Raw genomic sequence first — 24,243 nt, forward strand, 5'->3', positions numbered from 1 at the left:
TTAAGTTTGCAGGGATATTATGTTGAAGAAAAACGATATTATAGAACTGAATATCACCTCTGCCACCGCCGACGGCAGCGGTGTGGGAAAAACCGATGAGGGTATCGCGGTATTTGTGCCGCTTTCAGCCGTCGGGGATTTTCTGAGGGTTAAAATTTTGAAGGTCAAAAAGACCTACGCCTTCGGCAAGATTGAGGAGATTATAACTCCGTCAAAGGACAGAACCGAGCCCGACTGCGAGTGCTTTTCAAAATGCGGCGGCTGTGTATGGAGACACATTAAATACTCCGCCGAATGTGATATAAAAAGCCAGAAGGTGGCTGACGCGGTAAGGCGAATCGGCGGAATTAATACTGATATTAAGCCGATTATCGCCTGCGACCAGACGGAGCGTTACCGCAACAAGGCTCAGTTCCCCGTCGGCAGGGACAAAGACGGCAATTTGCTGATTGGCTTTTACGCCTTTCACAGCCACAGGATTGTAAACTGCTCCGACTGCTCCCTACAACCTAAAATATTCAGCGAAGTCATCGAGGTTACAAGGGAGTTTATCGAGCTTACAAACGCCTCGGTTTATGACGAGCAGACGGGTAAGGGCAGGCTAAGGCACTTGTACATCCGAATAGGCGAAAAAACTGACGAGCTTATAGTCTGCTATGTTGTGAACGGCAACGGAATTAAGGGCGAGGATATTCTTGTTAAAATGCTCAGGGAGAGAATTTCTAACCTCAAAACTGTGATTTTTAATTCTAATAGAGAAAATACAAATGTCGTCTTAGGCGCGAAAAACCGCACAGCCTACGGCAACGGTTACATCACCGACGAGCTATGCGGTTTGAAGTTTAAGATTTCGCCGTTTTCGTTCTGGCAGGTCAACCGCTCACAGGCTGAAAGGCTCTACGGCAAGGCAAGGGAGTATGCAAATCTCAGCGGAAACGAGGTTTTGCTCGACCTCTACTGCGGAACAGGCACAATCGGGCTGACGATGGCGAAGGACTGCAAAAAGCTGATTGGCGTTGAAATTATTGACGACGCGGTTAAGGACGCGCGTGAAAACGCCGTAAACAACGGAATTACCAACGCCGAGTTTATTTGTTCGGACGCGGCAAATGCCGCTAAAGAGCTTGAACAAAACGGACTTAAACCCGATGTGATTATCGTCGATCCTCCGCGCAAGGGCTGCGGCGAGGAGCTTGTGAACACTATAGCAGAGATGAAGCCCGATAGGGTGGTTTACGTCTCCTGCGACCCTGCGACCTTGGCGAGAGATTTGAAATACTTTGACGCCCTCGGCTACAAAACCGTAGAAGTCACCCCTGTGGATATGTTCCCAAAAACAGCGCATGTAGAGAGCGTGGCGCTGTTGACAATTAATACTATTCTCTAATAAAATCCTTTAACATCTGCCGTGTAAAATTCCGCATAACTGCGTTGTCGTCCTTGCAAGGCGTCAGCCTTGCGGCGTCCTCCGCCTTGTTCTGCAAAATTTTCCATCGACATATGTTTTAAAGTCTTTTATCTGAGAATAGTATAAATAACTAACCAAAAACGGACTGAATAATCAGTCCGTTTTTTACTGCACGGAAGAATCCGTCATTCTACTCTTTTGTCATTTCAAAGGAAATCTTTAGATTTCTGAGCACTATTATCAAGCCTAAGCCCTCAAAAATCAGGGCAACTCCCTGAATTCGGGTTATAAACTGCGCGAAGCCCTCGGGGTTCATAAAAATAATCACCGCTAAAATTGTGTAGATTATTCCGAAAATAATCGAGAGCGCAAACATCACGCCCTTTACGCGCCTGAGCTGTACAGCTCTGAAAAACATCAAAAACGCTCCGTAAACGAGCATAAGTCCCGTTATAACAAAGAACAGATTGATGAAGAACTCGGAAGCCGCTATCAGCGCTATTCCGAAGGCGAGCTGGATAACGCCGACAATTATCATCCCGATTTTTCGTTCCTCTTTCGGGGTTTTAATGAAGAATATAAATTTTAGTACTCCCATTAAACCGACCGCGATACCTGCGATAACGCAGAGCGTTTTAAGCGCATGATTAGGCCATACCAGGATTGCTACACCCAAAAGGATAAATAGTAATCCCTCAAAAATATTGCTGCTGAAAAATGAGCTTTTTCTTGTTTTTTCGTCCGCCATACAAAACCTCCTAAACATTTTTATACTTTTATTTTACCATAAAAGAATTATAAGTCAACCTATAAAACAAAAAACGGAGCTGTTTTTACACAGCTCCGCAAAAACAAGGAGAATAAACAATGATTAGTAAATCTCTTATTATTGGTTTAACCGGTCGGTTACCAGCCGAAAATCTGATCCCAGAGGTCTGAGCCGCCCTGAGGCATTTGTTGCTGCTGTTGCTGCTGACTCTGGCTGTTGTCGGAATTCAGCTTTGCCGAGGGAACGTACTCCTCGAGCTCAAGCTCAATATCGGTTGTTCTGCCTGAACGTGAAACCGTCAGGGTTACTTTGTCACCGACCTTGTTATTTTCAAGCGCCTTGCTGATTTCGGACGACTGGGAAATTTCAGTGCCGTTTACAGCGGTGATAAGGTCGCCGCGCTTAAAGCCTGCCTTTTCGGCGTTAGAGCCGCTTGTTACGGAAAGAACGTAACAGCCGAGCTGATTAACTCCGTAATAGAACGCGGTGTCGTTTGAATTGATATCGACAAACTCCATTCCGAGGTCGATTTTACCTGTAACGTAGCCGTAGTTCTGCAAGTCCTTGATGATGTCGATAACGTTGTTTACGGGGATTGCGAATGCGATACCCTCAACCTCGGTCGCACTGTCCTTGGCGTTTACGATGCCGACGAGCTCGCCGTTTGCGTTAAAAAGTCCGCCGCCCGAGTTGCCGGGGCTGATTTGAGCGTTAGTCTGGAGCAAGGTCATATTCTTGTTCTCAATTGTAACTTCTCTTGCAAGAGCTGATACGATACCGTCGGTTACTGTTCCGCCGAGAGTTCCGAGCGGATTGCCGATTGCTACAACATAGTCGCCTACCGCGAGGGAAGCGCTGTCGCCAAAGGTTGCCGGGGTAAGTCCCTCCGCGTTTACCTTAAGAAGCGCGATGTCGTTGTCCTCGTCGCTGCCTATAAGGGTAGCGTCGTATGTGGTCTGACCGTCGCGGAGCGTAACCTTGATGGTCTTTGCGTTGTCGATAACGTGGTGGTTTGTAACGATATAACCGTCAGCCGAGATAATTACGCCAGAGCCTGCGCCCTTGGTAACGTACTGCTGTGCAAAGTTGCCTGTTACAACGCCCTCGGTCGCGATTTCTACAACGCTGTCGGCGGTTTTCTTAACAATTTCGGAAGTGCTTGCGGCGGTGGTTGTGCCTGCGTTTTTAACTCCCGAGGAATTTACCTGATTGATTGTTACGTTACCGTTCGTGGTGGTGTTCATATTTTTGGCGAGCATTCCTCCGCCGAAGCCGAGTGCCGCTGAACAGAGCACCGTAATAACAAGCATTGCCGCGATAAATCCGCGTGAAACGGGCTTCTTTTCCTTTTTCTTCTTCTCCTTTTTTGTAGGCGGCTGATTGTAGCTTTGAGTATGCTGCCTGTTGTAATTCGGAGCTGAGGAATAATTATTATAAGTGTTTGAGTAGTTATAGGAATACGGATTTGCCTGCTGATTTGCAGTCTGAGTATTCGCGTTGTCCGAGTAGGAATCGGACTGATATGACTGCGAGGTGTTCGAGGTTCCGTATGAAGAATAATTGTCGTTATAATTATTCGGGTTATGCTCGGCGTCCTTGTTGTTGCCGTTTATATATGAGTAATGATACTCGGTTGTTTCTTCCTTTGGTTCGGCGTTCCACTCGTACGAGCCCTCATCCTGAGCCTCGGGCTCTTCGTGCGACGACGAACTGTAAATATCGTTGCTCGAAACGTCGGTTGAATTTAAGTTTTCCTCTGACGGGGTTTCATTAGTAATAGGAGTTTCCTCTGACTGAACTTCGTTCATACCGTCAAATTTGTCGTTGTTATAATCTGTCATGATATTACCTCCGTTTATGGCAGCCGCTGTTGCGGTCTTGTCTTTTGATGTTGTAATTATAATAATTCCCCAAAGTGAAAACTGTATGAAATAACCTTGAAATATTTTTGTGTTTTTTGAGTTTTTAAAGAAAAACCCGAGTAAAACCCGGGTTTATGCTTTTATTGCTGAACAGCCGCCTTGTTTTCTACTTCCGGCTGTTCTTTCTTTTTCTCTATAATACGGCGGTTGACCTTTATTCCGTCGTACCTGCGCTTAAACGACACCCTCGCGGTAAATTTATGGTCGCAGCTTTTGCAGTAGAAGTCCGAGGTGAAGTTTTTGTTGTGGAGCTTCCACTTTTTAACGCGCCGTGCTCTTTTTCCGCAGAGGTCGCAGTTGAATTTTAAGTTTTCCTTATCAATGCCGGGGGTGTTCAAATCGGTAACGAAGTAATTTTTGAACATCATCCTGCGGTAAAATTCCTCGCAGTCAGCCTTTAATACGCAGCTTGAAACAGGGTATTTGTCAATCAGCTTAACAAGACATTCGCGGCTTAAAAGCGCGTCTGCCTCTGCCCTGTGCTGCTCGTCCTCGGAAAACTCAATCCCCAAAAGCTCCGCGCACACGCCGAGCCCCATTTGATTTGCCGCGTCGTAGCGGTCAAGGGCGCGTTGGCAGTACTCCTGCAAGTCGCAGTAGCTTTTTAAGAACGGAATGTGATAATCCTTTGTGTAGAAAAGATAGTTTTCAATCAGCGCGTGAATGTCTGAGGTTCCCCAGGTCATCAGCGTGCTGTCACCGAGAAACTTTGCAAAGCTGTCCGCCGCGGTGAAAAAATCAACTCCGCCGTCAACAAGCTCCTCAAAGTTTATCTTTGTGAGCTGCTTGACCTTGCCCGAGAGCCTTTTGCCGATTTTGGGCGAGATAAGCGACGAGAAGGTATCGACAACATTCAGCTTTTTGTCGAGCTTTACCGCACCGAACTCGATTATTTCATTGACAAACTTCTGAGCGGACTTGCTGAAAGCGCCGTTCCACTCCAAATCAAGAATTACGTAACTCATTTTTTACGAAAAGCCTGCTTCATACGCTGTTCCTTGGACAGTATACGCTTTCTCATTCTGATATTTTCGGGTGTAACCTCAACAAGCTCGTCGTCCGCGATAAACTCAAGGCACTGCTCGAGCGACATAACCGTGGGCGGTGTGAGCTTTAATGCGTCGTCTGAACCCGAGGCACGGGTATTGGTGATGTGCTTTTTCTTGCAGACGTTAACGGTAATGTCCTCAGACTTGGGACTTGCGCCGACAATCATTCCCTCGTAAACGGGAACGCCTGCGCCGATAAACAGTCTGCCTCTTTCCTGAGCGGCATACAATCCGTAGGTTACGGTGTCACCTGTTTCAAAGGCGATGAGCGAGCCCTGGTGACGGGTTACAATCTCGCCCTTCCACGGCTCATAGCCGTCAAAAACATGGTTCATAATACCGTTGCCGTTGGTGTCGGTAAGGAACTCGGGGCGGTAGCCCATAAGTCCGCGCGCCGGAATTCTGAACTCAATATGTGTAACTCCGCCGTCGCGCGTTCCCATATTTACAAGCTCTGCCTTACGCGAGCCGAGCTTTTCCATAACAGCGCCGACGTAGCTGTCGGGAACCTCGACAATGAGGAACTCCATAGGCTCGTGAAGCTTGCCGTCGATTGTCTTTGTGATAACCTCGGGGCGCGAAACCTGGAACTCATAATTCTGTCTGCGCATTGTTTCGATAAGGATTGAAAGGTGGAGCTCGCCTCTGCCCGAAACCTTGAATGTGTCGGCGCTGTCGGTCTCCTCAACCCTTAACGCGATGTTTGTCTCGGTCTCCTTAAAGAGCCTGTCGCGGATATTTCTCGAGGTAACGTACTTGCCCTCTCTGCCTGCAAAGGGAGAGTTGTTTACAATAAAGTTCATTGTAACGGTGGGCTCGTCGATTTTTACAAAGGGAAGCGGCTCTACGCAGTCGGTTGAGCAGAGCGTTTCGCCTATATTGATGTCCTGAATACCGCTGATGCATACGAGGTCGCCCAGGCTTGCCTCGTCGCACTCGATTCTTTTAAGTCCCTCAAACTGGTACAGCTTGCCGATACGCACATTCTTTGTAGTGCCGTCGGTATGGCAGAGGGTTACGGACTGGCCGTTTTTAACATGACCTCTCTCTACCCTGCCCACGCCGATTCTGCCGACAAAGTTGTCGGCGTCGATATTTGAGATGAGAATTTGAAGTCCGCCGTCAAGCTCTCCCTTGGGAGCGGGAATTTCGCGGATAATAGCGTCGAACAGCGGCTTCATATCAGTGCCTGCTTCGTTGTAATCCTCGGTTGCGTAGCCGTCGCGCGCGGAAGCGTAAATTACCGGGAATTCAAGCTGATCCTCGTCGGCGCCGAGCTCGATAAAGAGGTCGAGAACCTCGTCGACTACTTCCTCGGGACGCGCGCCGGGACGGTCGATTTTGTTGAGCACAACCAGCGGCTTTTTGCCGAGGCCGAGAGCCTTTTTGAGCACGAATCTCGTCTGGGGCATACAGCCCTCAAAAGCGTCTACGAGCAGAACAACGCCGTCTACCATCTGCAAAATACGCTCAACCTCGCCGCCGAAATCGGCGTGTCCGGGGGTGTCCACGATGTTGATTTTAATTCCGTTGTAAAGCACGGCGGTGGGCTTTGAGAGAATTGTAATTCCTCTTTCCCTTTCGAGGTCGTTTGAGTCCATTACCCTTTCCTCGACATTTTCATTTGCTCTGAAAATACCGCTCTGCTTCAAAAGCTGATCCACAAGCGTAGTTTTGCCGTGGTCAACGTGCGCGATAATCGCGATGTTTCTTAAATCTTCTCTTACGTCCATAATCATACTCCATAAAACATAATATTACATTATAATTATATCACTGCCGTGCGGTAATTTCAACTTGTATTTTTAATCACCTTTCGGCTTATATCGCGTGGTATTTTGAAACATTTTCCCAATAGACATTGCTTTTTACAATAAAATTTTCAATATTTTGTGTTTTTCGTGTCGAAATACGCTTTACAACTACTAAGGATTGTTATATAATTAACATAAATGCCCCTTGTACTATTTGCAGGGGAAATTTATAAACGGAGGTAATATTATGGGCTATACAATAGCACAGAAGATTATTAAAGAGCACCTTGTGAGCGGCGAGATGGTTGTCGGCACAGACATCGGTCTTAAGATTGACCAGACGCTTACTCAGGACGCTACGGGAACTATGGCTTACATCGAGTATGAGGCTATGGGAATTCCCCGTGTTAAAACAGAAAAAAGCGTGGCGTACATCGACCACAATACCTTACAGACAGGCTTTGAGAACGCGGACGACCACAGATTTATTCAGTCCGTTTGCAAAAAGCACGGCATTTACTTTTCACGTCCCGGCAACGGAATTTGCCATCAGGTTCACCTTGAGCGCTTCGGCAAGCCCGGCAAGACCTTAATCGGTTCTGACAGCCATACTCCCACAGGCGGCGGTATCGGTATGCTCGCAATCGGCGCAGGCGGACTTGACGTTGCGGTTGCTATGGGCGGCGGCGCTTACTACATCACAATGCCCAAGATGGTTAGAGTTAACCTTACAGGCAAGCTCAGCCCGTGGGTATCGGCAAAGGATATTATCCTCGCGGTTCTTAAGGTTATGAGTGTTAAGGGCGGCGTTGGCAAGATTGTTGAGTACGGCGGCGAGGGCGTTAAAACCCTGACTGTTCCCGAGAGAGCTACAATCACCAATATGGGCGCTGAGCTCGGCGCTACAACATCTGTATTCCCCTCAGACGAGACAACAAGAGAATTCCTTAAGGCTCAAGGCAGAGAGGAAGACTACACAGAGCTTTCGGCAGACGCCGACGCGGTTTATGACGAGGTTATCGAGATTAACCTCTCAGAGCTTGAGCCTTTGGCGGCTTGCCCCCACTCCCCCGACAACATCAAGACAATCAAGGAGCTTGAAGGTCAGCAGGTTGATCAGGTATGTATCGGCTCATGCACAAACTCCAGCTACCTTGACCTTATGAGAGTTGCTTACATCTTAAAGGGCAAAAAGGTTGCCGACAATGTTTCGCTCGCAATCGCCCCCGGCAGTAAGCAGGTATTTAATATGCTCGCGCTCAACGGCGCACTCGGCGATTTAATCGCGGCCGGAGCGAGAATTCTTGAAAGCGCTTGCGGTCCCTGCATCGGCATGGGACAGTCACCCAACAGCAAGGGTATTTCGCTGAGAACCTTCAACCGTAACTTTGAGGGCAGAAGCGGCACAGCCGACGGTCAGATTTACCTTGTATCTCCCGAAACCGCCGCCGTTTCGGCAATCAAGGGCGTATTTACCGACCCGAGATGTCTCGGAGAAGCGGCTGAGATTGAGCTTCCCGAGAAGTTCCTCATCAACGACAATATGGTTATCGACCCTGCTCCCGTAGAGGAGATGGACAGCGTTGAAATTCTCAGAGGTCCGAACATCAAGGAATATCCCAAGACAAGTCCGCTGACAGACAGCATTGAGGCTTCGTGTTCGCTCAAGGTAGGCGACAACATCACAACCGACCACATTATGCCAGCAGGAGCTAAAATTCTTCCGCTGCGTTCAAATATTCCGAAAATTTCGCAGCACTGCTTCACCGTTTGCGACAAGGACTTCCCCGAACGCGCAAAGACCTTGGGCAAGAGCATTATTGTCGGCGGAGAAAACTACGGTCAGGGCTCATCGCGTGAGCACGCAGCTCTCGCTCCGCTTTACCTCGGTGTAAAGGCGGTTTTGGTTAAGAGCTTTGCGAGAATTCACAAGAGCAACCTGATTAACGCAGGTATCCTCCCACTCACCTTTAAGGATAATGCTGATTACGACAAAATTAAGCTCGGTGATATGCTTGAGCTTCCGAATATCAAGGAAGAAATTACAAACGCTTCCGACATCACCGTTGTCAACAAGACAACAGGCGAGACTATTAAGGCGGATTGCGAGCTTTCAGACCGCACAAGAGCAATTATTATTGCAGGCGGACTGCTTGACTACACAAAGGAGAACAGCTAATGGACAAGATTAAAATGACTACCCCCATCGTTGAGATGGACGGCGACGAGATGACAAGAATCATCTGGCAGATGATTAAGGACAAGCTGCTCCTTCCCTACATCGACTTAAAGACCGAGTACTACGACCTCGGACTTAAGCACAGAAACGAAACCGACGACCAGGTTACCGTTGACTCCGCTAACGCCACAAAGAAGTACGGTGTTGCGGTTAAGTGCGCGACCATCACCCCGAACGCCGCGAGAATGACAGAGTACGACCTAAAGAGTATGTGGAAATCTCCGAACGGCACTATCAGGGCAATCCTCGACGGTACGGTATTCCGCAGCCCTATTCTCGTAAAGGGCATTGTTCCGTATATTCCGACCTGGAAAAAGCCGATTTGCATTGCGCGTCACGCTTACGGAGATGTTTACAAGAATACCGAAATGCGCGTTGAGGCAGGCAGCAAGGCTGAGCTCTGCGTTACAAAGCCCGACGGAACTGAGAAAAGGTCGACTATCTTCGACTTTAAGACCGACGGCGTAATTCAGGGTATGCACAACCTTGACAAGAGTATTTCGTCCTTTGCACGCAGCTGCTTTAACTACGCGCTTGACCAGAAACTTGACGTATGGTTTGCCACAAAGGACACAATCAGCAAGACCTACGACCACCGCTTTAAGGATATTTTTGCGGAGATTTTTGAAAACGAGTATAAAGAGAAGTTTGACGCCGCAGGCATTGAGTACTTCTACACCCTTATCGACGACGCCGTTGCGCGCGTTATCCGCAGCGAAGGCGGCTATATGTGGGCTTGCAAGAACTACGACGGCGACGTTATGAGCGATATGATTGCTACCGCGTTCGGCTCGCTCGCTATGATGACCAGCGTGCTGGTATCTCCCGACGGAGTTTACGAGTATGAGGCTGCTCACGGCACTGTTCAGCGCCACTACTACAAGCACCTTAAGGGCGAGGAAACCTCTACAAACTCGGTTGCTACCCTCTTTGCTTGGACGGGCGCTCTCAGAAAACGCGGCGAGCTCGACAAGCTGCCTGAGCTTATGAGCTTTGCGGACAAGCTTGAGACGGCTACAATCAGGACTATTGAGGACGGAATTATGACCGGCGACCTTTACCTTATCTCTACACTTGAGAACAAGAAAAAGGTTAACACCGAGGCATTTCTTGACGCGGTTAACGAGCGTCTTGCTGCCTCGTTTTAAGAAGGTGCAATTTCTAAATGTCTAAAAATGACAGTATCTCAATGTCGGTCATCAGGCGTTTGCCGAGGTACTACCGCTTTTTGTGCGAGCTTGACGACCGCTCAGTTGAGAGGATTTCTTCCACCGAGCTTTCTAAGATAATGAACTCCACCGCCTCGCAGGTCAGGCAGGATCTAAACTGCTTCGGCGGCTTCGGTCAGCAGGGCTACGGCTATACCGTTAAGGGGCTCAGGGACGAGATTAAAAAAATCTTGGGACTTAATAAGGGCTACAAGGCTGTTATGATTGGCGCCGGTAATTACGGCGCGGCGATTGTAAATTACCTTGTTTTTAACAAGCTCGGCTTTGAGCTTGCAGGCTGCTTTGACTGCGATAAGGAAAAGCTCGGCAAACAGCTCGGCGGACTGACGATTATGGACGACTCCCTGCTCTACAGCTTTTGCAAGGAAAATGAGATTGAAGCGGCTTTTCTGTGTATTCCGAAGGAAAGCGTAGAATCAATCCTCGACAAGCTGTACGGCTTGGGAATTAAGTGCTATTGGAATTTTAGCCACTACGATTTAAGCTCAAAATACAGCGACGTCGTTGTGGAGAATGTTCATCTGAGCGACAGCCTGATGACGCTGTGCTACCGTATGAACAATTCAAAATAGGAGAATAAAAATGAAACGGCTGTTTGGATTATCCGGTGTTTTATACCTTGCAACCCTGACAGCCGTTTTCTATTTTAAATCTCTGATACTGTTTACCGTGCTGGGCTTGACGGTAGTTTTGCTGATTTGCCTTGCGGTTTTGCGGCGTGTTCAAAACAAAAAATATATGTTCGCAACGTATCTTACCGCGGCTGTGACGATTGTGCTTGCTGCGCTAAGTATATTTCTTTATCAGAATTATTACGTCAATCCTATACAGGATAATTATTCTGATAAAGAAATATATGTTGAAGGCTATGTATGTGAGGAAATCACGTACAAGGATAAATCCGCCGAGTACTTAATTCAGACGACGGCGGTTGATTCAAATCCGGTGAATACCAAAATCAGGTACACCGGTTATTCCGAAAATGACGTTCGGGAATTTGACTGCGTTAAGCTTCACGTTAAGGCGTATACCGAAAATAACGAGCAGAATATCGGACACCGAATTTTGCTGAAAGCGTACGAGACAAGTCCGTACTGCCTTACTCCGACGGGTGAAAGCCGCTTTACGATCTACAAATACGCCGTTGATATGCGCAAAAACATCAGAGAAGCGCTTAATAAGCTTTTGCCGAGGGATTGTGCAGGGCTGAGCAGGGCGGTTTTGCTCGGTGACAAATACGCTCTTGACGATAATGACCTGAGAGATTTCAGGCAGACGGGAACGTCGTTTTTAATCGTCGTCTCGGGACTGCACCTTTCGATTGCAGTCGCCGTCGCAATGCTTATAATGAGGCGGTTTACAAAAAGGAGAGTTCTGCTGAGCATCGGCGCGATTGCCGCGGTTATCTGCTTTGCGGCGCTGACAGGCTTTAACTACTCGGTTATCAGGGCAGGAATTTCGATGATAATTTACCAAATCGGGCGGATTTTCCTGCGCAACAGCGATCCGCTCAACTCGCTCGGCTTTGCGGCGCTTGTGATTACCATCCCCAACCCATACGCCGTGGGAGATTTGGGACTATTGATGTCGTTCAGCGCGACCTTAGGTATTATACTTTGGAACCGTAAAATAAATGAATATATAATTAAGAAACTCCATTTTGAGAAACTACCTTATAAAGAAAGATTTCAACTTGGAATTAAGAGAACTTTGCATTTTCTCGCTAATCTGTTTGCGGTATCGCTCTCAGCTTCAATCTGGATTATTCCTATAACCGTTATCGCGTTCGGTACTATATCGCCGTTGACGACGATAATTTCATTGATTACCGAGCCGATAGCCTCGGCAATTCTCGGACTGTCACTGTTATGCTCGGCGCTGTACCTCTTCCCAATCGCACCGGTTATCACTTATCTTGCGGCGGCTGTTAACACCCTGCTTTGCAAGCTTTTGCTCGGTATCAACGGCTTTTTCGCCGGGTTTCACATATCATCAATTAAAGCCGATACAATTGAAGTTTACATCTGGCTTGCGGTGAGCGTTTTGCTCGTGGTTATCGGTTATCTCATCAAAGCAAAGAAAAATTATATCGTAATCGCGGCGAACATTTCGTTTGCGCTGATAATTGCTATGAGCGTAGTTTCTTTCTTCACAGCCGACAGGGACTGCACTGCCACGCTTTACAAATCGGGAAACGGCTTTTGCGCAGAGGTTAAGAAGGAAAACAATATCTCGCTGTTGAATGCAGGCGGCAACAATAAGTCATACAAGGAAATTAGTGCGGATATTTACAGCGCCGACAGTCAGATTGATTTTCTTATAATTCCAAATTCGAATAAAAACGCAGAGCTGCTTCAGGATATTTCCGAGAATTTTAATATAAACAATATCATTACAGGCTCTGAATCCGAGGAAGATATGCGGTATATTTTTAACGACGTGCAATATATTATTCAGAACAACACCGTTCAGACAATCAACCTCAACTCCGATAGCAAGGTTACGCTGATTGACGTTAAGGGAATTATTTACCAGTACCTGCAAATTAACGACAAGGGGATATTAATCGTCCCAGTCAACAGCGATATCGAAAAGCTGCCTGAAAAATTCAGAACGGCGGAATATATTGTGATTGAGGGTATTCCGAAAAATTACGACCTGCTGAGCTGCGATAAACTGATTTACGCAGGCAGCATAAACAGCTTTTACAAGGAAAAGCTGTTGGAGCTAAAGGAAATATATCCCGAACTGTTAATTATGAAAAACAACAAGCTTGAAGTCAGATAAAAAAAGCGAGGACTAAACATCCTCGCTTTTTTCTTGTATAGAATTATTTTATATCTCCGGTTCTTCGCTCGGGTTAGTGGGGGTTACCTTAGCCTTCGGGATTTCTCCCTTTTCGGCGAAATTGTCGATATATCCCATTACGGTTTTATTTTCCTCAAGCGTCTGAATATGACCGGTCTCCTTGTACTCGGTATTGGTGTACTTGTCGGCGTAGTCATAGAGCTTGTGATAGTACTCGGCTGCGGTATCCCAGTTTTTCTTTTGCTTTTCGGACAATTCGGACTTTTTAACGCCGTATTTTTCGGTCAGAATAGAGCCGAGGTATTCGGTAAATTTCGCTGAGCCGTAAAAATTGAGGTGGTCAATATTGTAATAGTCCGATTCTGTATAAGCCAGTGTTGTGGAATCGCGCTCAAAATTCACATAGTCAAAGCCGTATTCCCTGATTATCTTTCCTACGGCGTTCGCACGTTTGAAACGCCCGTAGGTAGACTTGTCAACCATATGCGGTGTGCGGATAAACAGCACGTCAAGCTCCTGCTCCTTGCAGTATTCGAGCAAATCGCGGAGCTTTGCCTCATATTCGGGAAGCAGCGACAAGGTTTTATCGTTCCTTGCGAGAGTATTGTTAATGCAGGGATAACCCGGTGCAGTCTTACAAAATGCAGTTTGCGTACGGTAGCCCTTAAGCTTGGTTGAGCCGTCCATATGCTGAGTGATAATCTGGCTTAAATACTTGCCCGAAGGCTCGGGATAGTCGTTCCACGTGCTGTGGTACTTTATAAGCGGCAGATAATACTCAATCTCTTCCTCGCCCTCGGGAATTGCTCCGCTTTGGAGATATTCAATTTTATTTTCATTTAAGGGCACATTGTCGATGTAATTGCGGACGCTCGAAATCCTACTGTCGTTGTCGAAGCCGTAAAGAAAAGCGTTGACCTCAATCACAATCTTTTGAGGGTTCTGCGTGCGCAAAACCTCTTTGAGCATTGTTTTTGCCGCGCCTGCCGTGCTTGAAGCGGTTGCGTACGAATAGCTGGTAAATCCGAACTTTTCATACGCCAAGCCGGGCGCAAAGCTTGCGTAAATATCGCTCGCGCCGATGAATACTACGTCGAGAGAATTCTTCTCCTCAAGGTAATAGCCGTCAAGCCTCATTCTGTTGCCGTCGTAATGCACAAGCACATAGCTCTGCAATACCAACGAAAACAGCACCACAATGAGCAGCAGGGCAGTGATTTTGATTGCCCTTGTAATGTATAGTTTTTTCTTCATAATTTAATAAATCGCCTCGTCACGTTGCTAAAACTGCATATAAACAAAGTCCGCAGGGTTGTAGCCCGAGCCGTAAATGCCGTAAACGATTACCGCCATAATTCCGATAAAGATTAAGGCAAATCTGAGGATAAACGGCTTTTTGTCGAGCATTTCGCGGATAGTTGTTGACGGATGACGTTCCTGGATAACGCTGACAATAAAGATAACGATAATTCCGACGAGAATTACGATGAAATCTTTTTTGCCGAGTCCGAGCTCGCTGATTTGAGCACGCGCCTGAGCAAAGCTCTGGTTTGTGAGAATCAGCTTAAAGGTGTTCATTGACTCGTTAATACCGGGCGCTACGTCGAAAACATATCCGACAAGCACTATGATGAAGGTACGCAGCATTTGGAATACCGAGTACCAAGCAGCCTTGGGATTGATGTGCAGTTTTTCAAGGATAAAGTCAAATACCGGCTGGAGCAGAATACTTACCATAATGATAAGTCCGTTCCAAAGACCGAAGCCGACATACTTCCAGTCCGCGCCGTGCCAAATTCCCACTACGAGGAACACGATAAGCGAAGCGACGCTTGTAGGCAGTACCTTGGCGATATGAGCGCCTGCGGCGGTCTTGCCGAACCTTGTACCCTTCATCTTCTTGCTCGCGTTGATGAACACGTTTGACATCGCGACGGGATAGAAGAGGTAGTTTTTCAGCCACGCACCGAGCGAAATATGCCATCTGCGCCAGTATTCGTTGATTGACTTTGAGAAGTACGGGCGCTTAAAGTTATCAATCATATCAATTCCGAATATCTGCGCTACGCCTCGGGAAATGTCGATACCGCCCGAGAAGTCGGCGTAAAGCTGAACGGAATACAGCAAAATTGTGAACAGCAGCGTTGAACCGCCATAGCTGTTGTATGAATCGGTAACAGTGTTAATCGCGATAACCGCGCGGTCAGCGATGATAAGCTTTTTAAAGAAGCCCCATAAAATCAGCATCATTCCGTGCTTAAAGCGCGTGAAGTCAAAGCTGTGAGGCTCATAAAGCTGGTGAGCAAGCTGGTCGTAAATGCTGATAGGTCCCTGCACAATCTGAGGGAAGAACGATACGAACAGCATAAATTTGAGCGGATTTTTCTCCGCGGCGGTTTTTTCGCGGTACACGTCTACAATGTAGCCCATCGACTGGAAGGTGTAGAACGAAATACCGAGCGGCAAAAACAGAGCCAAGGTCGGGATTGAAAAGTTAATCCCGAAGTTGCCCAAAATGTCGTTGAGGCTGCCTGCGAAGAAGTTGAAGTACTTTAAGAACGCCAAAATTCCGAAGTTGAGAACGAGAGCGAATGCCATAACAAGGCGCTTTTGCACCTTGACTTTGTTCTTGTACTTCTTTTTAGTCTCCCTGTCCCACTCGGCTTTGTTCTTTTTGAGAAGCGCCTTGGAGTTTTTGGAGATTTTGTCTATCCACAGACCAATCAAATAGGTGCTTACCGCGGTAAACAAAATGAACATCGCGTACTTGTAGCCTGCGACGAGGTAAAAGAAAATACTCGCCGCCAAAAGTACAATCCACTTATGTTTTTTCAGAGGTAAGGCGAAGTACAACAGCGCCGTTACCAGTACAAAAAATATAAAGTTTATTGAGGTATAGGTCAAAATTACATCCCCATTATAATGCTAATAAAGAAATATTTTAAGAGTTGCCCTTATCTTTTAGGTGTGTTGAACACGTCGGTATAGAGCTTATCACGCAGAATGGTAAGTCCGTCCTTTTCGGAGTATTCCGAGATAACGGGCATTTCTCTGCTGAGGAATACCGCCATACCCTCCATTGAGGAGTACGCGCCGGTTCTGCAAAATACCAGAACATCGCCGATTTCGAGCGAATTAAGCTCTACGCCGCGCGTGAGCACGTCCGCAGTGGTGCAAAGGCTTCCGCAGAGAGTCCACGGCTGAACGTCATCAGGTGTGTTATTTTTCTTTAACTGAATTATTTTAGGTATCTGCATACCCTGAAGCTGACCGTCGTACTTAAGCTGGTTCATACCGCCGTCAACAACTGCGTAGTTGATGCCCTGGTTAGTCTTAACGTCCATTACCTTTGTCAGGTAATATCCGCAGGGCGCGGCAAAGAACCTGCCCATCTCCACGGTGAGTTCGCAGAGCTCGGCAGTCTCGTGGATTTTCTCAGAAATTTCGGAAAGGCGTTCTTCCTCAAGCTCGTCGGCGTTGTCCGCAAAGTAATCAACCGCTAAACCTGTGCCGTACTCGACGCGCTCGGCGGTGAAGCCGTAGTCGTCCTTTAGCCTTTTGAGCAGGTCAGCGATGTAGTCAAGCTCGCGGATAATCGGCTTTGCCTTACGCTTTTGAGTACCGGTAAAGTAGTGAATTCCGACGATTTCAATTCCCTTATAATCGGCGCGGTTCTCGATGATATCGAGCACATCAGCCTCGTCCATACCGAACTGGCTGCCGCCCTTTACGTCGGTTACACGTACAAGCACGGGGAAAACCTTACCGCGTCTAATTGCTGCGTCGTTGATTAAATCAACGTGCAGGCGGCTTTCGGCTGTAAATGTGCCGACGCCGTCGTCCGCGGCGCGTTCAACGTCGTCATAAGTTTTATTAACGCCTGAGAATATGATTTTTTTCATATCCACGCCGGTTTTTTCGCAAATTGTCAATTCGCCCGGGCTGCAAACCTCGATTTTGCTAAAGCAATCGGGCAGTTTGCCGAGCAGGAAGGGATTTGCCTTAATCGAAAAACACATTCCGACCTTTTCTCCGAAATACTTGTGAACAAGCTCGGCGCGTTTGTTGAACAAATCGAGGTCGAAAATATACGAAGGCGTGGACACCTCCGGGAGAAGTTCCCTTAACTTTTGTTCGTTCATATTATTCGTCCTGAAGCTTCTCGATAAGAGCGTACATAGCCTTAGCCGAGTTGAAGTTCTCGGGAACGAGGTTGTTGGGCTTAATCTCGATGTCAAACTCGTCGTTGAGCTCGCCTACAAGAGCAACGATGTCGAAAGAATCGAGGATACCGTCTGTGATAAGAGCGGTTTCATTTTCAAAGTCTACGTCAGGTCTGAGTTCCTGCAGGATTTCCATTAATTTGTCCATAATAAATATCTCCTTTAATAAATTATTTGAAATATGTTTTTAATGTCTGCATATCAAGCTTGCCATTGGGCAAAGTCGGCAGCTTGTCGAGGTTGACAAGCTTGCGCGGTACCATAAACGCAGGCATATTTTTTCTGAAGTAGAGAACAATGTCCTTTGAGGTAGCCTCGCCTGTATAGAACAGGTAGAGGTGCTCCTTAGGCTTATTGTAGAGCGAACAGCAGTCGGTTACGCCGTCAATCTTCTTGGCGGTTTCCTCAATTTCGCCAAGCTCAATGCGGTGGCCGAGGTGCTTAATCTGTCTGTCCTTTCTGCCGTGAAACTGCAACAGTCCGTCGGAATCGAAGCTTCCGAGGTCGCCTGTTTTGTAGATAAGCTCACGGTAGTTATTGTTGAGCGGATTCTGGATAAAGGACTTTTCGGTATACTCGGCGTTACCGTAGTAGCCGAGAGCGAGAATAGGTCCTGTTACGCAGATTTCGCCTGTTTTGCCCTGCTCGGTGGGGGTGTTGTCCTCGTTGAGCAGGAACACACGGTAGTTGTCATAGGGCTTGCCTATCGGCAGAACCGTGTCGTCGTCAACCTTTTCATTTACAACGTAGTAGGTGCATGAAGCGGTAGCCTCTGTGGGACCGTACTGGTTGACGTAGAGTACGTCGGGCAGGTTCTCTTGCCAGATTTTGAGGTACTTGCACGGCATTACCGAACCCGAGAAGCAGAGCTTTTTGAGGTATTCGGGCTTGCTTACGTCGAAGGCTCCGAGCTTTGCGGGAAGCTCAACGCCTGCTACGCTCCAGCAGAGAGCCGTGATTTTTTCGTTATTCAGAGTATCGAAAAGCTGTGTGGGAACAGCAAATTCGTTCTTGGGGATGATAAAGGTCTGCGCTCCGAAGGTAATCGGCAGGTAAATATCGCGGATTGCGGCGATATAGTCAAGCGGAGACTGGTTGCCGAGAACGTCGGTGTCGTCAATCGAGAGCACCTTGCCGACAGAATCAATATAGGTCATCAGCGACTGGTGCGAGGTGATTACACCCTTGGGCACGCCTGTTGAGCCCGAGGTGAAGATTACGTACAGAGGCGAGGTGCAGACAATGCCCTCCTCCCTGCTCTTAAGCAGCTCCTCGTCGGCAGGAGTTGACATAATGTCCTCCATAACGACCATCTTGCCGTCAAAGTTAAGGCTCTGAGCAATCTCAAGATGAGCCTTGTCAACAAGCATAATGTCCGACTTGATAACGCTTAAAATCTGGTTGAGCCTTGTAACGGGCATATCGCCGTCCATAGGCGCGTAAAAGCAGCCTGCTCTTACCGCTCCGAGGAAGCATGCCGGGGTGAACACGTGTCTGCCCGACATTACAACAACAGGGTCACCCGGCTGTGTGATACCTGCAAGGTATGTGCCGATTGACTTTGTGAGGTCGTTAAACTCACCGAAGGTCAGGCTGTTTTCGGGATCTTTGAAAGCTGTTTTTGTAGAATATTTTTCTGCTGCAGCGTTTAATCTGCATAAAACTGATTTTTCCATAGCTTCTCCTGTAAGAGTACATAATATGTCCAATATAATTAACCATTTTAATTATAATTAAAATACGCCCAAAGTCAAGCAGTTTTTCGTAATTAAGTGAAAAATTGACATTATTATTAAACCTTTATGAGCTTATTGTGCTTTAATAGATAAAACGCCCAATCCATCAAATTTCGGACTGAACGTATAATGCTGATAATCACTTAAAATAGTGGTATATCTGACACTTCAAAGTGCCGTTGTAAACCTTGCGGCGTTTGTCGGCTTTTCTGCCGAAAATCTTTTCAAAATCGTCGTCGGGAGTAATTACGGTATAGCTTTTTCCCTTCTCGCGGACGAAGCGCTCTCCCATAATCTTGTAAAGCCCCTCGGCGGACTTTATGTCGAGCAGTCTTTCGCCGTATGGCGGATTGGTGATAACCGTTGCGTAGCCCTCGGGCTGTACATAGTCGTTGATGTCGCGGGCAGCGAAGGTAATTCTGTCCCCTACCCCTGCGATTTCGGCGTTTTTCTTTGCGGTTTCGAGTGCTAAGCTGTCAATGTCGTAGCCTTCCGCGCGGAATTCGCAATCGCGGTTTTCCCTTGAACGCGCAAGCTCGCGCTCGGCTTCAAAAACTCCGTCGGGAATACAGCTCCATTTTTCGCAGGCAAAGTAGCGGTTTACGCCGGGCGCGATTTTGAGCGCCTTTTGCGCTGCTTCAATCAAAATTGTGCCGCTGCCGCACATCGGGTCGATAACAAAGTGATTCGGACGTACAAAGGCGAGCTCCGCCATTGCCGCCGCCAAGGTCTCCTTAATCGGCGCGTCGTTTGAGTCGGCGCGGTAGCCTCTTTTGTGAAGCCCTGCGCCCGAGGTGTCGAGCGTAATGCTGACCTTGTCCTTTAGTATCAAAAACTGAATTTGGTGAACAGGGCCGGTCTCCTCAAACCAAGAGAGCATATAGCGCTTTGAAAGCCGCTCGGCAACAGCTTTTTTGATTATTTTTTGGCAGTCGGGCACGCTTTTGAGCTTTGAGCTAAGGCAGCTTCCCTTTACGGGAAAGGCGTCGGACATTCCGATGAAGCTTTCCCACTCGATATTCTTTACACCGTCAAAAAGCTCGTCAAAGCTCTCGGCTTTGAACTCCGCAAGTAAAATCTGAATTCTCTCGGCGTAGCGCGAGTTGATATTCGCCCTTGCAAGGGTGGAAAAATCGCCCTCAAAAATAACTCTGCCGTTTTCGGCGCGGACATTCTTTATTCCCAAAAACTTAAGCTCGTTGGCGCAAAAGCCCTCGAGCCCGAAAATACACGGCGCTGTAAATGTTAGGTTCATAATAAATCCTCTGTTTCGCAAAAAGAGGGCGGACAGCAGTCCGCCCCTAATGATTATAATATTTAGTCGTTTGTGGGCTCAAGCAAGCCGTAGTCGCCGTCAGCGCGTTTGTAAACAACGTTTACCTCAGAGGTATCGGCGTTGATGAACATATAAAAATCGTGGTTAATCATATTCATCTCGAGGATTGCCTCGTCAACGGTTACGGGCTTAACAAGCACCTGCTTTTTGCGCACAACCTTGTACTCGTCCTCCACGGGCTCGTCGTCCACAGGAAGATCAGCGATGATTGTCTCTATATTGCCGGACTTAATGCGCTTTTCGAGCTTAGTCTTATTCTTGCGAATTTGGCGCTTGAGAATTTCAATATCGCGGTCGAGCGCGTCGTTCATCTCGGGCATTGTGCTCTCGGCGCGGTACACCATCGAATGGTCACGAATTGTAATCTCAACTGTCTGGCGGTTCTTTTCAAGGGTGACAACAACATTTGCGGTAGCGTCCTCCGAAAAGAGCTTGTTGAATTTAGAAAGCTTTTTTTCAACTCTTTCCTTGAAATTATCTCTGAGGTTAACTTTTCTTGCTGTGTAGGTGATTTTCATAAAAATTGCCTCCCTTATTAAGTTTTAAATTCAACTTACCGTAATACGGTAAGCGTTTATGCTTTGGTAATAATGCGGTTACCTTCTGCCGTTGCCGTTTCCGCGGCGGCTGTAACCGCGGCTCTCTCCGCGCTTAAGGTCGGACATCTTGTCCTCGCTTGTCTTTTTAAAGCTCGACATCATATCCTCAAACGAGGTAGGAGCGCTCTTGCGGCTGCTCTGCCACTCAAAATCTCCGGGAGATTTTACGGGCGGAGCGGGCTTGTAAGGCTGTCTGTTCGGTCTTTCGCTTTTTTTAAACGGCGGTTTAGGTCTGCTCTGCTGTTCCTTGGGGAGCGCCTGCTTGATTGACAGCTTAATTTTGCCGTTATCAATCGCGAGAACCTTGACCTTGACGGTCTGCCCCACCTGAACATAATCTGATATTTCGTTGATAAACGTAGGCGCTACCTCCGAAATATGTACCATACCTGTTTTTGAATCGGGTAAATCGACGAACGCGCCGAACTTTGTAATTCCCGAAACCTTGCCTTCCAAAATCATTCCGACTTCAAGTGCCATATAGAATTTGTACCCCTTGATTTAACCTTTCTGCCCTATTGTTCGCCTGCGACGTTGATAAAAATTCTCTCGCCCTCACCGACGTAGCCAAAATCCTCCTTGGCGATTTTCTCTATATAATCCGAACGCTGCTGACCGGTATAACCGCGCACCTTTTCCAGATATTGAGACTGAATTTCAACCACATTGATTTCCTGCTGGAGCTCGCTTAGCTCAGCCTTTTTTTCAGCGATTTTTACGCTTTGGTTGATGATTGTAATAACAGCGTAAAACGCAAAGCCTATTGCGGCGAGATAAAGCAGGATATACCTTTTCTTGCGCCTTTTTTTAACAGGCTTGACTTCCTTTGGACCGTCGGCGTTAAGAACAACCTTCGGCTCTTCAGCCTGATCCCACGGATCTTTTTCTTTTACTTTTTTTGCCATATCGTGTCCTTTTATTATTACGTTTATTTATACTCAAATTATTACTTATGAAAAATACTATTCTACCACCTACATTATACAATATATGATAACCAATTTTCAATAGCTTTTTTGCAATATTTTTAATTTTTGTAAAAATTGCCACAATAATTCTTTTTATCCACGATATTATCGGGTTAAGAATTCTCTGCAAAAGTCTGCCTATTGTCAGTCTGTATATAAAAAATCCCAAACCGGCGCCGAAAATTACATATACTCTTATATAGCCGTCGAGAAAGCCGAGTGAAAAGTAGAATATACTAACCGCGCAAAGGAGCATAAAGGTGATATCGAGTGCGATAACCGCCGATTTTTTAAGACTCAGGGTGTGCCTTAGCAGCGCGAGAACTCCGTAAATAATCCCCAACACCGCGCCGAGCGGTAAAGAATATAAAAACGCCGTCGACTGGACGGCAAAGCTTTGCTCCATACGCTTACCTAAAAAGCTTTGATAGCTTTGATTTTGAGCCGTTGCCGATATACTGCATAGCGTCCACCCTGCCCTCGATAGAAACGTCGCCCGAGTCGAGGTTGAGCTTGTCAATGTGCAGTCCGCTGCCCTTTATAATCAGCGAGCCGTCCGTTGTTTTTACCGACACCGCGTCCTCGTTAAAGCCGTTTACATCCTCGGCGCCGGTGATTACCAGCTTTTTTCTGTTGTCGAGCATAAGCGTATGCGGCTTTGTCTTTGTGATTTCCGCCATAAATAAAACCTCCGTATATTTTTTAGGGATAACCTTTATAAAATATACGGAAGTGTTCGCTTAAATATTCAAAGCATACCGCATAATTCAGGCGTGCGACGTGAATTGCGAGGTATTGCATTATTTTTCAGACGACGGCCTCGTACATTGTCGCGGCGTCCTCCTTGCGGACAACCTCTTTTACGGCTGTCACCCTTACATTAACGGTACGCGCACCGAGGGTAATCTCGATGATATCGCCCTCTTTAACGTCGTACGAAGCGCGTGCCTGCTTGCCGTTTACTACGACCTTACCTGCGTCGCAAGCCTCATTTGCAACGGTTCTGCGCTTGATTAAGCGCGAAACTTTTAAATACTTATCGAGTCTCATAAAAATTACCTTCCAAAAAATATCGGCTGCCCCGAAAGAGACAGCCGAAGATATAAATTAAATTACTTATTTACAGCATCCTTGAACGCCTTGCCTGCCTTGAAAGCGGGAACCTTAGAAGCGGCGATCTCGATTGAGTTACCTGTTCTGGGATCTACGCCTGTTCTTGCATTTCTCTGGCGCTGCTCGAATGTACCAAAGCCTGTGAGCTGAATCTTGTCTCCCTCAGCAACTGCCTTTACGATAGTATCAATTGTAGCGGAAAGAGCCTTCTCGGCGTCTTTCTTTGAAAGACCGCTCTGCTCAGCAACAGCGGCGATGAGTTCTGTTTTTTTCATCTTAATTTTCCTCCATTTTATTATATTTAACTTCATCCCAAAGGGAATTAAGTTGCTCAAGTGACGCCGTTTTCATATCAATCCCTCTTTCATTTGCGAGGGCTTCTACCTTTGAAAAACGGCCTATGAATTTGTCGCAGGCGTCGTACAACGCCTTTTCGCTGTCGATTTTAAGGAAACGCGCAACGTTTACCGCTGAGAACAGCACGTCACCGAGCTCCTCATACTGATTATCGACGTCGTTTTTGGCGATAGCCTCTTTAAGCTCGCCGCACTCCTGAGTTAAGCTTTCAAGAGCGCCGTCGACTTTATCCCAGTCAAAGCCTACCTTAGCCGCCTTTTTCTGAACCTTTTCGGCTCTCATCAGCGACGGCAAAGCCTTTGACACGCTCTGCATTGCCTGAGTCTGGGTTGTCTGCGACTTGGTCTGCATTTTTACCGCGTCCCAGTTCTTTAATGCCTGGTCGGCGTTCCCTGCGCTTTTGTCACCGAACACGTGAGGATGGCGGATAATCAGCTTTTTGCAGATACCGTCGCAGATATCATTGATATCAAAGCTGTTTATCTCACGCTCCATCTCAGCGTGAAGCGCTACCTGAAGAAGAACGTCTCCGAGCTCTTCCTTAAGAAGCTCCTTGTCGTCGGTGTCGATAGCCTCAACAGCCTCGTAGGTTTCTTCGATAAAGTTTGAACGGATGGACTTGTGCGTCTGCGCCCTGTCCCACGGACATCCGCCGGGGGCGCGCAGGATTTTGACAATCTCAATCAGGTCGTCAAAATTGTAATTCGGTTTTTCCTTAAAGTCCATATATACA

The 24,243-nt window shown here is 47.2% G+C and carries 23 protein-coding genes; 5 read left to right on the forward strand and 18 right to left on the reverse strand.

The window, feature by feature from the left end:
- Window positions 1-19: 19 nt before the first annotated feature.
- The gene (gene rlmD / locus AB1I50_RS02775) at window positions 20-1,387 is read left to right on the forward strand and encodes a 23S rRNA (uracil(1939)-C(5))-methyltransferase RlmD (RefSeq protein ID WP_407724686.1); all 1,368 of its coding nucleotides are present in this window, start codon (window positions 20-22) and stop codon (window positions 1,385-1,387) included.
- Window positions 1,388-1,598: 211 nt separating this feature from the next.
- Here rlmD and AB1I50_RS02780 read toward each other — a convergent pair whose 3' ends face one another.
- The 4 genes from AB1I50_RS02780 to typA form a co-directional block, all read right to left on the reverse strand.
- Entirely contained in the window at window positions 1,599-2,156 is a 558-nt protein-coding gene (locus AB1I50_RS02780) for an HdeD family acid-resistance protein (RefSeq protein WP_407724687.1), read from the reverse strand.
- A 158-nt stretch (window positions 2,157-2,314) separates the two neighbouring features.
- On the reverse strand, window positions 2,315-4,018 hold the full coding sequence (locus AB1I50_RS02785) for a S1C family serine protease (RefSeq protein ID WP_407724688.1): 1,704 nt from the start codon (window positions 4,016-4,018) through the stop codon (window positions 2,315-2,317).
- 161 nt (window positions 4,019-4,179) lie between these two features.
- Window positions 4,180-5,064 carry a 3'-5' exonuclease gene (locus AB1I50_RS02790; protein WP_407724689.1) on the reverse strand — a complete coding sequence of 295 codons (885 nt, stop codon included), beginning with the start codon at window positions 5,062-5,064 and terminating at the stop codon, window positions 4,180-4,182.
- Window positions 5,061-6,881, reverse strand: a complete 1,821-nt coding sequence (gene typA / locus AB1I50_RS02795; protein ID WP_407724690.1) for a translational GTPase TypA — start codon at window positions 6,879-6,881, stop codon at window positions 5,061-5,063. Before typA ends, AB1I50_RS02790 begins: the two co-directional genes overlap by 4 nt.
- Before the next feature lie 268 nt (window positions 6,882-7,149).
- On the opposite strand from typA, the gene AB1I50_RS02800 reads away from it, so the two are divergent.
- The 4 genes from AB1I50_RS02800 to AB1I50_RS02815 are packed head-to-tail and all read left to right on the forward strand — an operon-like array spanning window position 7,150 to window position 13,157.
- Complete coding sequence (locus AB1I50_RS02800) at window positions 7,150-9,081, forward strand: aconitate hydratase (RefSeq protein ID WP_407724691.1); 1,932 nt, start codon at window positions 7,150-7,152, stop codon at window positions 9,079-9,081.
- Window positions 9,081-10,289 carry an NADP-dependent isocitrate dehydrogenase gene (locus AB1I50_RS02805; RefSeq protein WP_407724692.1) on the forward strand — a complete coding sequence of 403 codons (1,209 nt, stop codon included), beginning with the start codon at window positions 9,081-9,083 and terminating at the stop codon, window positions 10,287-10,289. The genes AB1I50_RS02800 and AB1I50_RS02805 overlap by 1 nt, the downstream gene beginning before the upstream one ends.
- Window positions 10,290-10,306: 17 nt before the next feature.
- Window positions 10,307-10,942: a redox-sensing transcriptional repressor Rex gene (locus tag AB1I50_RS02810; protein WP_407724693.1), complete on the forward strand. Its 636-nt coding sequence runs from the start codon at window positions 10,307-10,309 to the stop codon at window positions 10,940-10,942.
- A gap of 10 nt (window positions 10,943-10,952) precedes the next feature.
- Window positions 10,953-13,157, forward strand: coding sequence for a ComEC/Rec2 family competence protein (locus AB1I50_RS02815; protein ID WP_407724694.1), 2,205 nt, complete (start codon window positions 10,953-10,955; stop codon window positions 13,155-13,157).
- Window positions 13,158-13,205: 48 nt separating this feature from the next.
- On the opposite strand, the gene AB1I50_RS02820 is transcribed toward AB1I50_RS02815, so the two are convergent.
- From AB1I50_RS02820 to mazG, 14 genes are all read right to left on the reverse strand, one after another.
- Window positions 13,206-14,432, reverse strand: coding sequence for a hypothetical protein (locus AB1I50_RS02820; protein ID WP_407724695.1), 1,227 nt, complete (start codon window positions 14,430-14,432; stop codon window positions 13,206-13,208).
- Window positions 14,433-14,459: 27 nt separating this feature from the next.
- Window positions 14,460-16,082, reverse strand: coding sequence for an MBOAT family O-acyltransferase (locus AB1I50_RS02825; RefSeq protein ID WP_407724696.1), 1,623 nt, complete (start codon window positions 16,080-16,082; stop codon window positions 14,460-14,462).
- Window positions 16,083-16,132: 50 nt separating this feature from the next.
- Window positions 16,133-17,320: a type III PLP-dependent enzyme domain-containing protein gene (locus AB1I50_RS02830; protein WP_407724697.1), complete on the reverse strand. Its 1,188-nt coding sequence runs from the start codon at window positions 17,318-17,320 to the stop codon at window positions 16,133-16,135.
- A gap of 1 nt (window position 17,321) precedes the next feature.
- Entirely contained in the window at window positions 17,322-17,549 is a 228-nt protein-coding gene (locus tag AB1I50_RS02835; protein WP_407724698.1) for an acyl carrier protein, read from the reverse strand.
- Between the two features lie 22 nt (window positions 17,550-17,571).
- Window positions 17,572-19,077, reverse strand: a complete 1,506-nt coding sequence (locus AB1I50_RS02840) for an AMP-binding protein (RefSeq protein WP_407724699.1) — start codon at window positions 19,075-19,077, stop codon at window positions 17,572-17,574.
- A 199-nt stretch (window positions 19,078-19,276) separates the two neighbouring features.
- On the reverse strand, window positions 19,277-20,392 hold the full coding sequence (locus AB1I50_RS02845; protein ID WP_407724700.1) for a THUMP domain-containing class I SAM-dependent RNA methyltransferase: 1,116 nt from the start codon (window positions 20,390-20,392) through the stop codon (window positions 19,277-19,279).
- A 62-nt stretch (window positions 20,393-20,454) separates the two neighbouring features.
- On the reverse strand, window positions 20,455-20,991 hold the full coding sequence (hpf, locus tag AB1I50_RS02850; RefSeq protein ID WP_407724701.1) for a ribosome hibernation-promoting factor, HPF/YfiA family: 537 nt from the start codon (window positions 20,989-20,991) through the stop codon (window positions 20,455-20,457).
- 78 nt (window positions 20,992-21,069) lie between these two features.
- A complete protein-coding gene (locus AB1I50_RS02855; RefSeq protein ID WP_407724702.1) occupies window positions 21,070-21,552 on the reverse strand; it encodes a S1 RNA-binding domain-containing protein in 483 nt (160 codons plus the stop codon).
- Window positions 21,553-21,587: 35 nt separating this feature from the next.
- The gene (locus AB1I50_RS02860; protein WP_407724703.1) at window positions 21,588-21,977 is read right to left on the reverse strand and encodes an FtsB family cell division protein; all 390 of its coding nucleotides are present in this window, start codon (window positions 21,975-21,977) and stop codon (window positions 21,588-21,590) included.
- Entirely contained in the window at window positions 21,934-22,446 is a 513-nt protein-coding gene (gene yabQ, locus AB1I50_RS02865; RefSeq protein WP_407724704.1) for a spore cortex biosynthesis protein YabQ, read from the reverse strand. Before yabQ ends, AB1I50_RS02860 begins: the two co-directional genes overlap by 44 nt.
- A 4-nt stretch (window positions 22,447-22,450) precedes the next feature.
- Window positions 22,451-22,720: a sporulation protein YabP gene (gene yabP / locus AB1I50_RS02870; protein WP_407724705.1), complete on the reverse strand. Its 270-nt coding sequence runs from the start codon at window positions 22,718-22,720 to the stop codon at window positions 22,451-22,453.
- 127 nt (window positions 22,721-22,847) lie between these two features.
- On the reverse strand, window positions 22,848-23,090 hold the full coding sequence (locus AB1I50_RS02875; protein ID WP_407724706.1) for an RNA-binding S4 domain-containing protein: 243 nt from the start codon (window positions 23,088-23,090) through the stop codon (window positions 22,848-22,850).
- 62 nt (window positions 23,091-23,152) lie between these two features.
- Window positions 23,153-23,428, reverse strand: coding sequence for an HU family DNA-binding protein (locus AB1I50_RS02880; protein ID WP_407724707.1), 276 nt, complete (start codon window positions 23,426-23,428; stop codon window positions 23,153-23,155).
- Window position 23,429: 1 nt separating this feature from the next.
- Window positions 23,430-24,236, reverse strand: a complete 807-nt coding sequence (gene mazG, locus AB1I50_RS02885) for a nucleoside triphosphate pyrophosphohydrolase (RefSeq protein WP_407724708.1) — start codon at window positions 24,234-24,236, stop codon at window positions 23,430-23,432.
- Between the last annotated feature and the right edge of the window lie 7 nt (window positions 24,237-24,243).

Origin of the sequence: Ruminococcus sp. NATIVEDY161 (genome assembly GCF_045819895.1) — a bacterium.
Classification (GTDB): Bacteria; Bacillota; Clostridia; order Oscillospirales; family Acutalibacteraceae; genus Ruminococcoides.

What these genes read in the sequence shown, in the direction of transcription:
- rlmD (WP_407724686.1), top strand. Translation starts at nt 20, where the DNA reads ATGTTGAAGAAAAACGATATTATAGAACTGAATATCACCTCTGCCACC.
- AB1I50_RS02780 (WP_407724687.1), bottom strand. Translation starts at nt 2,156, where the DNA reads ATGGCGGACGAAAAAACAAGAAAAAGCTCATTTTTCAGCAGCAATATT.
- AB1I50_RS02785 (WP_407724688.1), bottom strand. Translation starts at nt 4,018, where the DNA reads ATGACAGATTATAACAACGACAAATTTGACGGTATGAACGAAGTTCAG.
- AB1I50_RS02790 (WP_407724689.1), bottom strand. Translation starts at nt 5,064, where the DNA reads ATGAGTTACGTAATTCTTGATTTGGAGTGGAACGGCGCTTTCAGCAAG.
- typA (WP_407724690.1), bottom strand. Translation starts at nt 6,881, where the DNA reads ATGGACGTAAGAGAAGATTTAAGAAACATCGCGATTATCGCGCACGTT.
- AB1I50_RS02800 (WP_407724691.1), top strand. Translation starts at nt 7,150, where the DNA reads ATGGGCTATACAATAGCACAGAAGATTATTAAAGAGCACCTTGTGAGC.
- AB1I50_RS02805 (WP_407724692.1), top strand. Translation starts at nt 9,081, where the DNA reads ATGGACAAGATTAAAATGACTACCCCCATCGTTGAGATGGACGGCGAC.
- AB1I50_RS02810 (WP_407724693.1), top strand. Translation starts at nt 10,307, where the DNA reads ATGTCTAAAAATGACAGTATCTCAATGTCGGTCATCAGGCGTTTGCCG.
- AB1I50_RS02815 (WP_407724694.1), top strand. Translation starts at nt 10,953, where the DNA reads ATGAAACGGCTGTTTGGATTATCCGGTGTTTTATACCTTGCAACCCTG.
- AB1I50_RS02820 (WP_407724695.1), bottom strand. Translation starts at nt 14,432, where the DNA reads ATGAAGAAAAAACTATACATTACAAGGGCAATCAAAATCACTGCCCTG.
- AB1I50_RS02830 (WP_407724697.1), bottom strand. Translation starts at nt 17,320, where the DNA reads ATGAACGAACAAAAGTTAAGGGAACTTCTCCCGGAGGTGTCCACGCCT.
- AB1I50_RS02835 (WP_407724698.1), bottom strand. Translation starts at nt 17,549, where the DNA reads ATGGACAAATTAATGGAAATCCTGCAGGAACTCAGACCTGACGTAGAC.
- AB1I50_RS02840 (WP_407724699.1), bottom strand. Translation starts at nt 19,077, where the DNA reads ATGGAAAAATCAGTTTTATGCAGATTAAACGCTGCAGCAGAAAAATAT.
- AB1I50_RS02845 (WP_407724700.1), bottom strand. Translation starts at nt 20,392, where the DNA reads ATGAACCTAACATTTACAGCGCCGTGTATTTTCGGGCTCGAGGGCTTT.
- hpf (WP_407724701.1), bottom strand. Translation starts at nt 20,991, where the DNA reads ATGAAAATCACCTACACAGCAAGAAAAGTTAACCTCAGAGATAATTTC.
- AB1I50_RS02855 (WP_407724702.1), bottom strand. Translation starts at nt 21,552, where the DNA reads ATGGCACTTGAAGTCGGAATGATTTTGGAAGGCAAGGTTTCGGGAATT.
- AB1I50_RS02860 (WP_407724703.1), bottom strand. Translation starts at nt 21,977, where the DNA reads ATGGCAAAAAAAGTAAAAGAAAAAGATCCGTGGGATCAGGCTGAAGAG.
- yabQ (WP_407724704.1), bottom strand. Translation starts at nt 22,446, where the DNA reads ATGGAGCAAAGCTTTGCCGTCCAGTCGACGGCGTTTTTATATTCTTTA.
- yabP (WP_407724705.1), bottom strand. Translation starts at nt 22,720, where the DNA reads ATGGCGGAAATCACAAAGACAAAGCCGCATACGCTTATGCTCGACAAC.
- AB1I50_RS02875 (WP_407724706.1), bottom strand. Translation starts at nt 23,090, where the DNA reads ATGAGACTCGATAAGTATTTAAAAGTTTCGCGCTTAATCAAGCGCAGA.
- AB1I50_RS02880 (WP_407724707.1), bottom strand. Translation starts at nt 23,428, where the DNA reads ATGAAAAAAACAGAACTCATCGCCGCTGTTGCTGAGCAGAGCGGTCTT.
- mazG (WP_407724708.1), bottom strand. Translation starts at nt 24,236, where the DNA reads ATGGACTTTAAGGAAAAACCGAATTACAATTTTGACGACCTGATTGAG.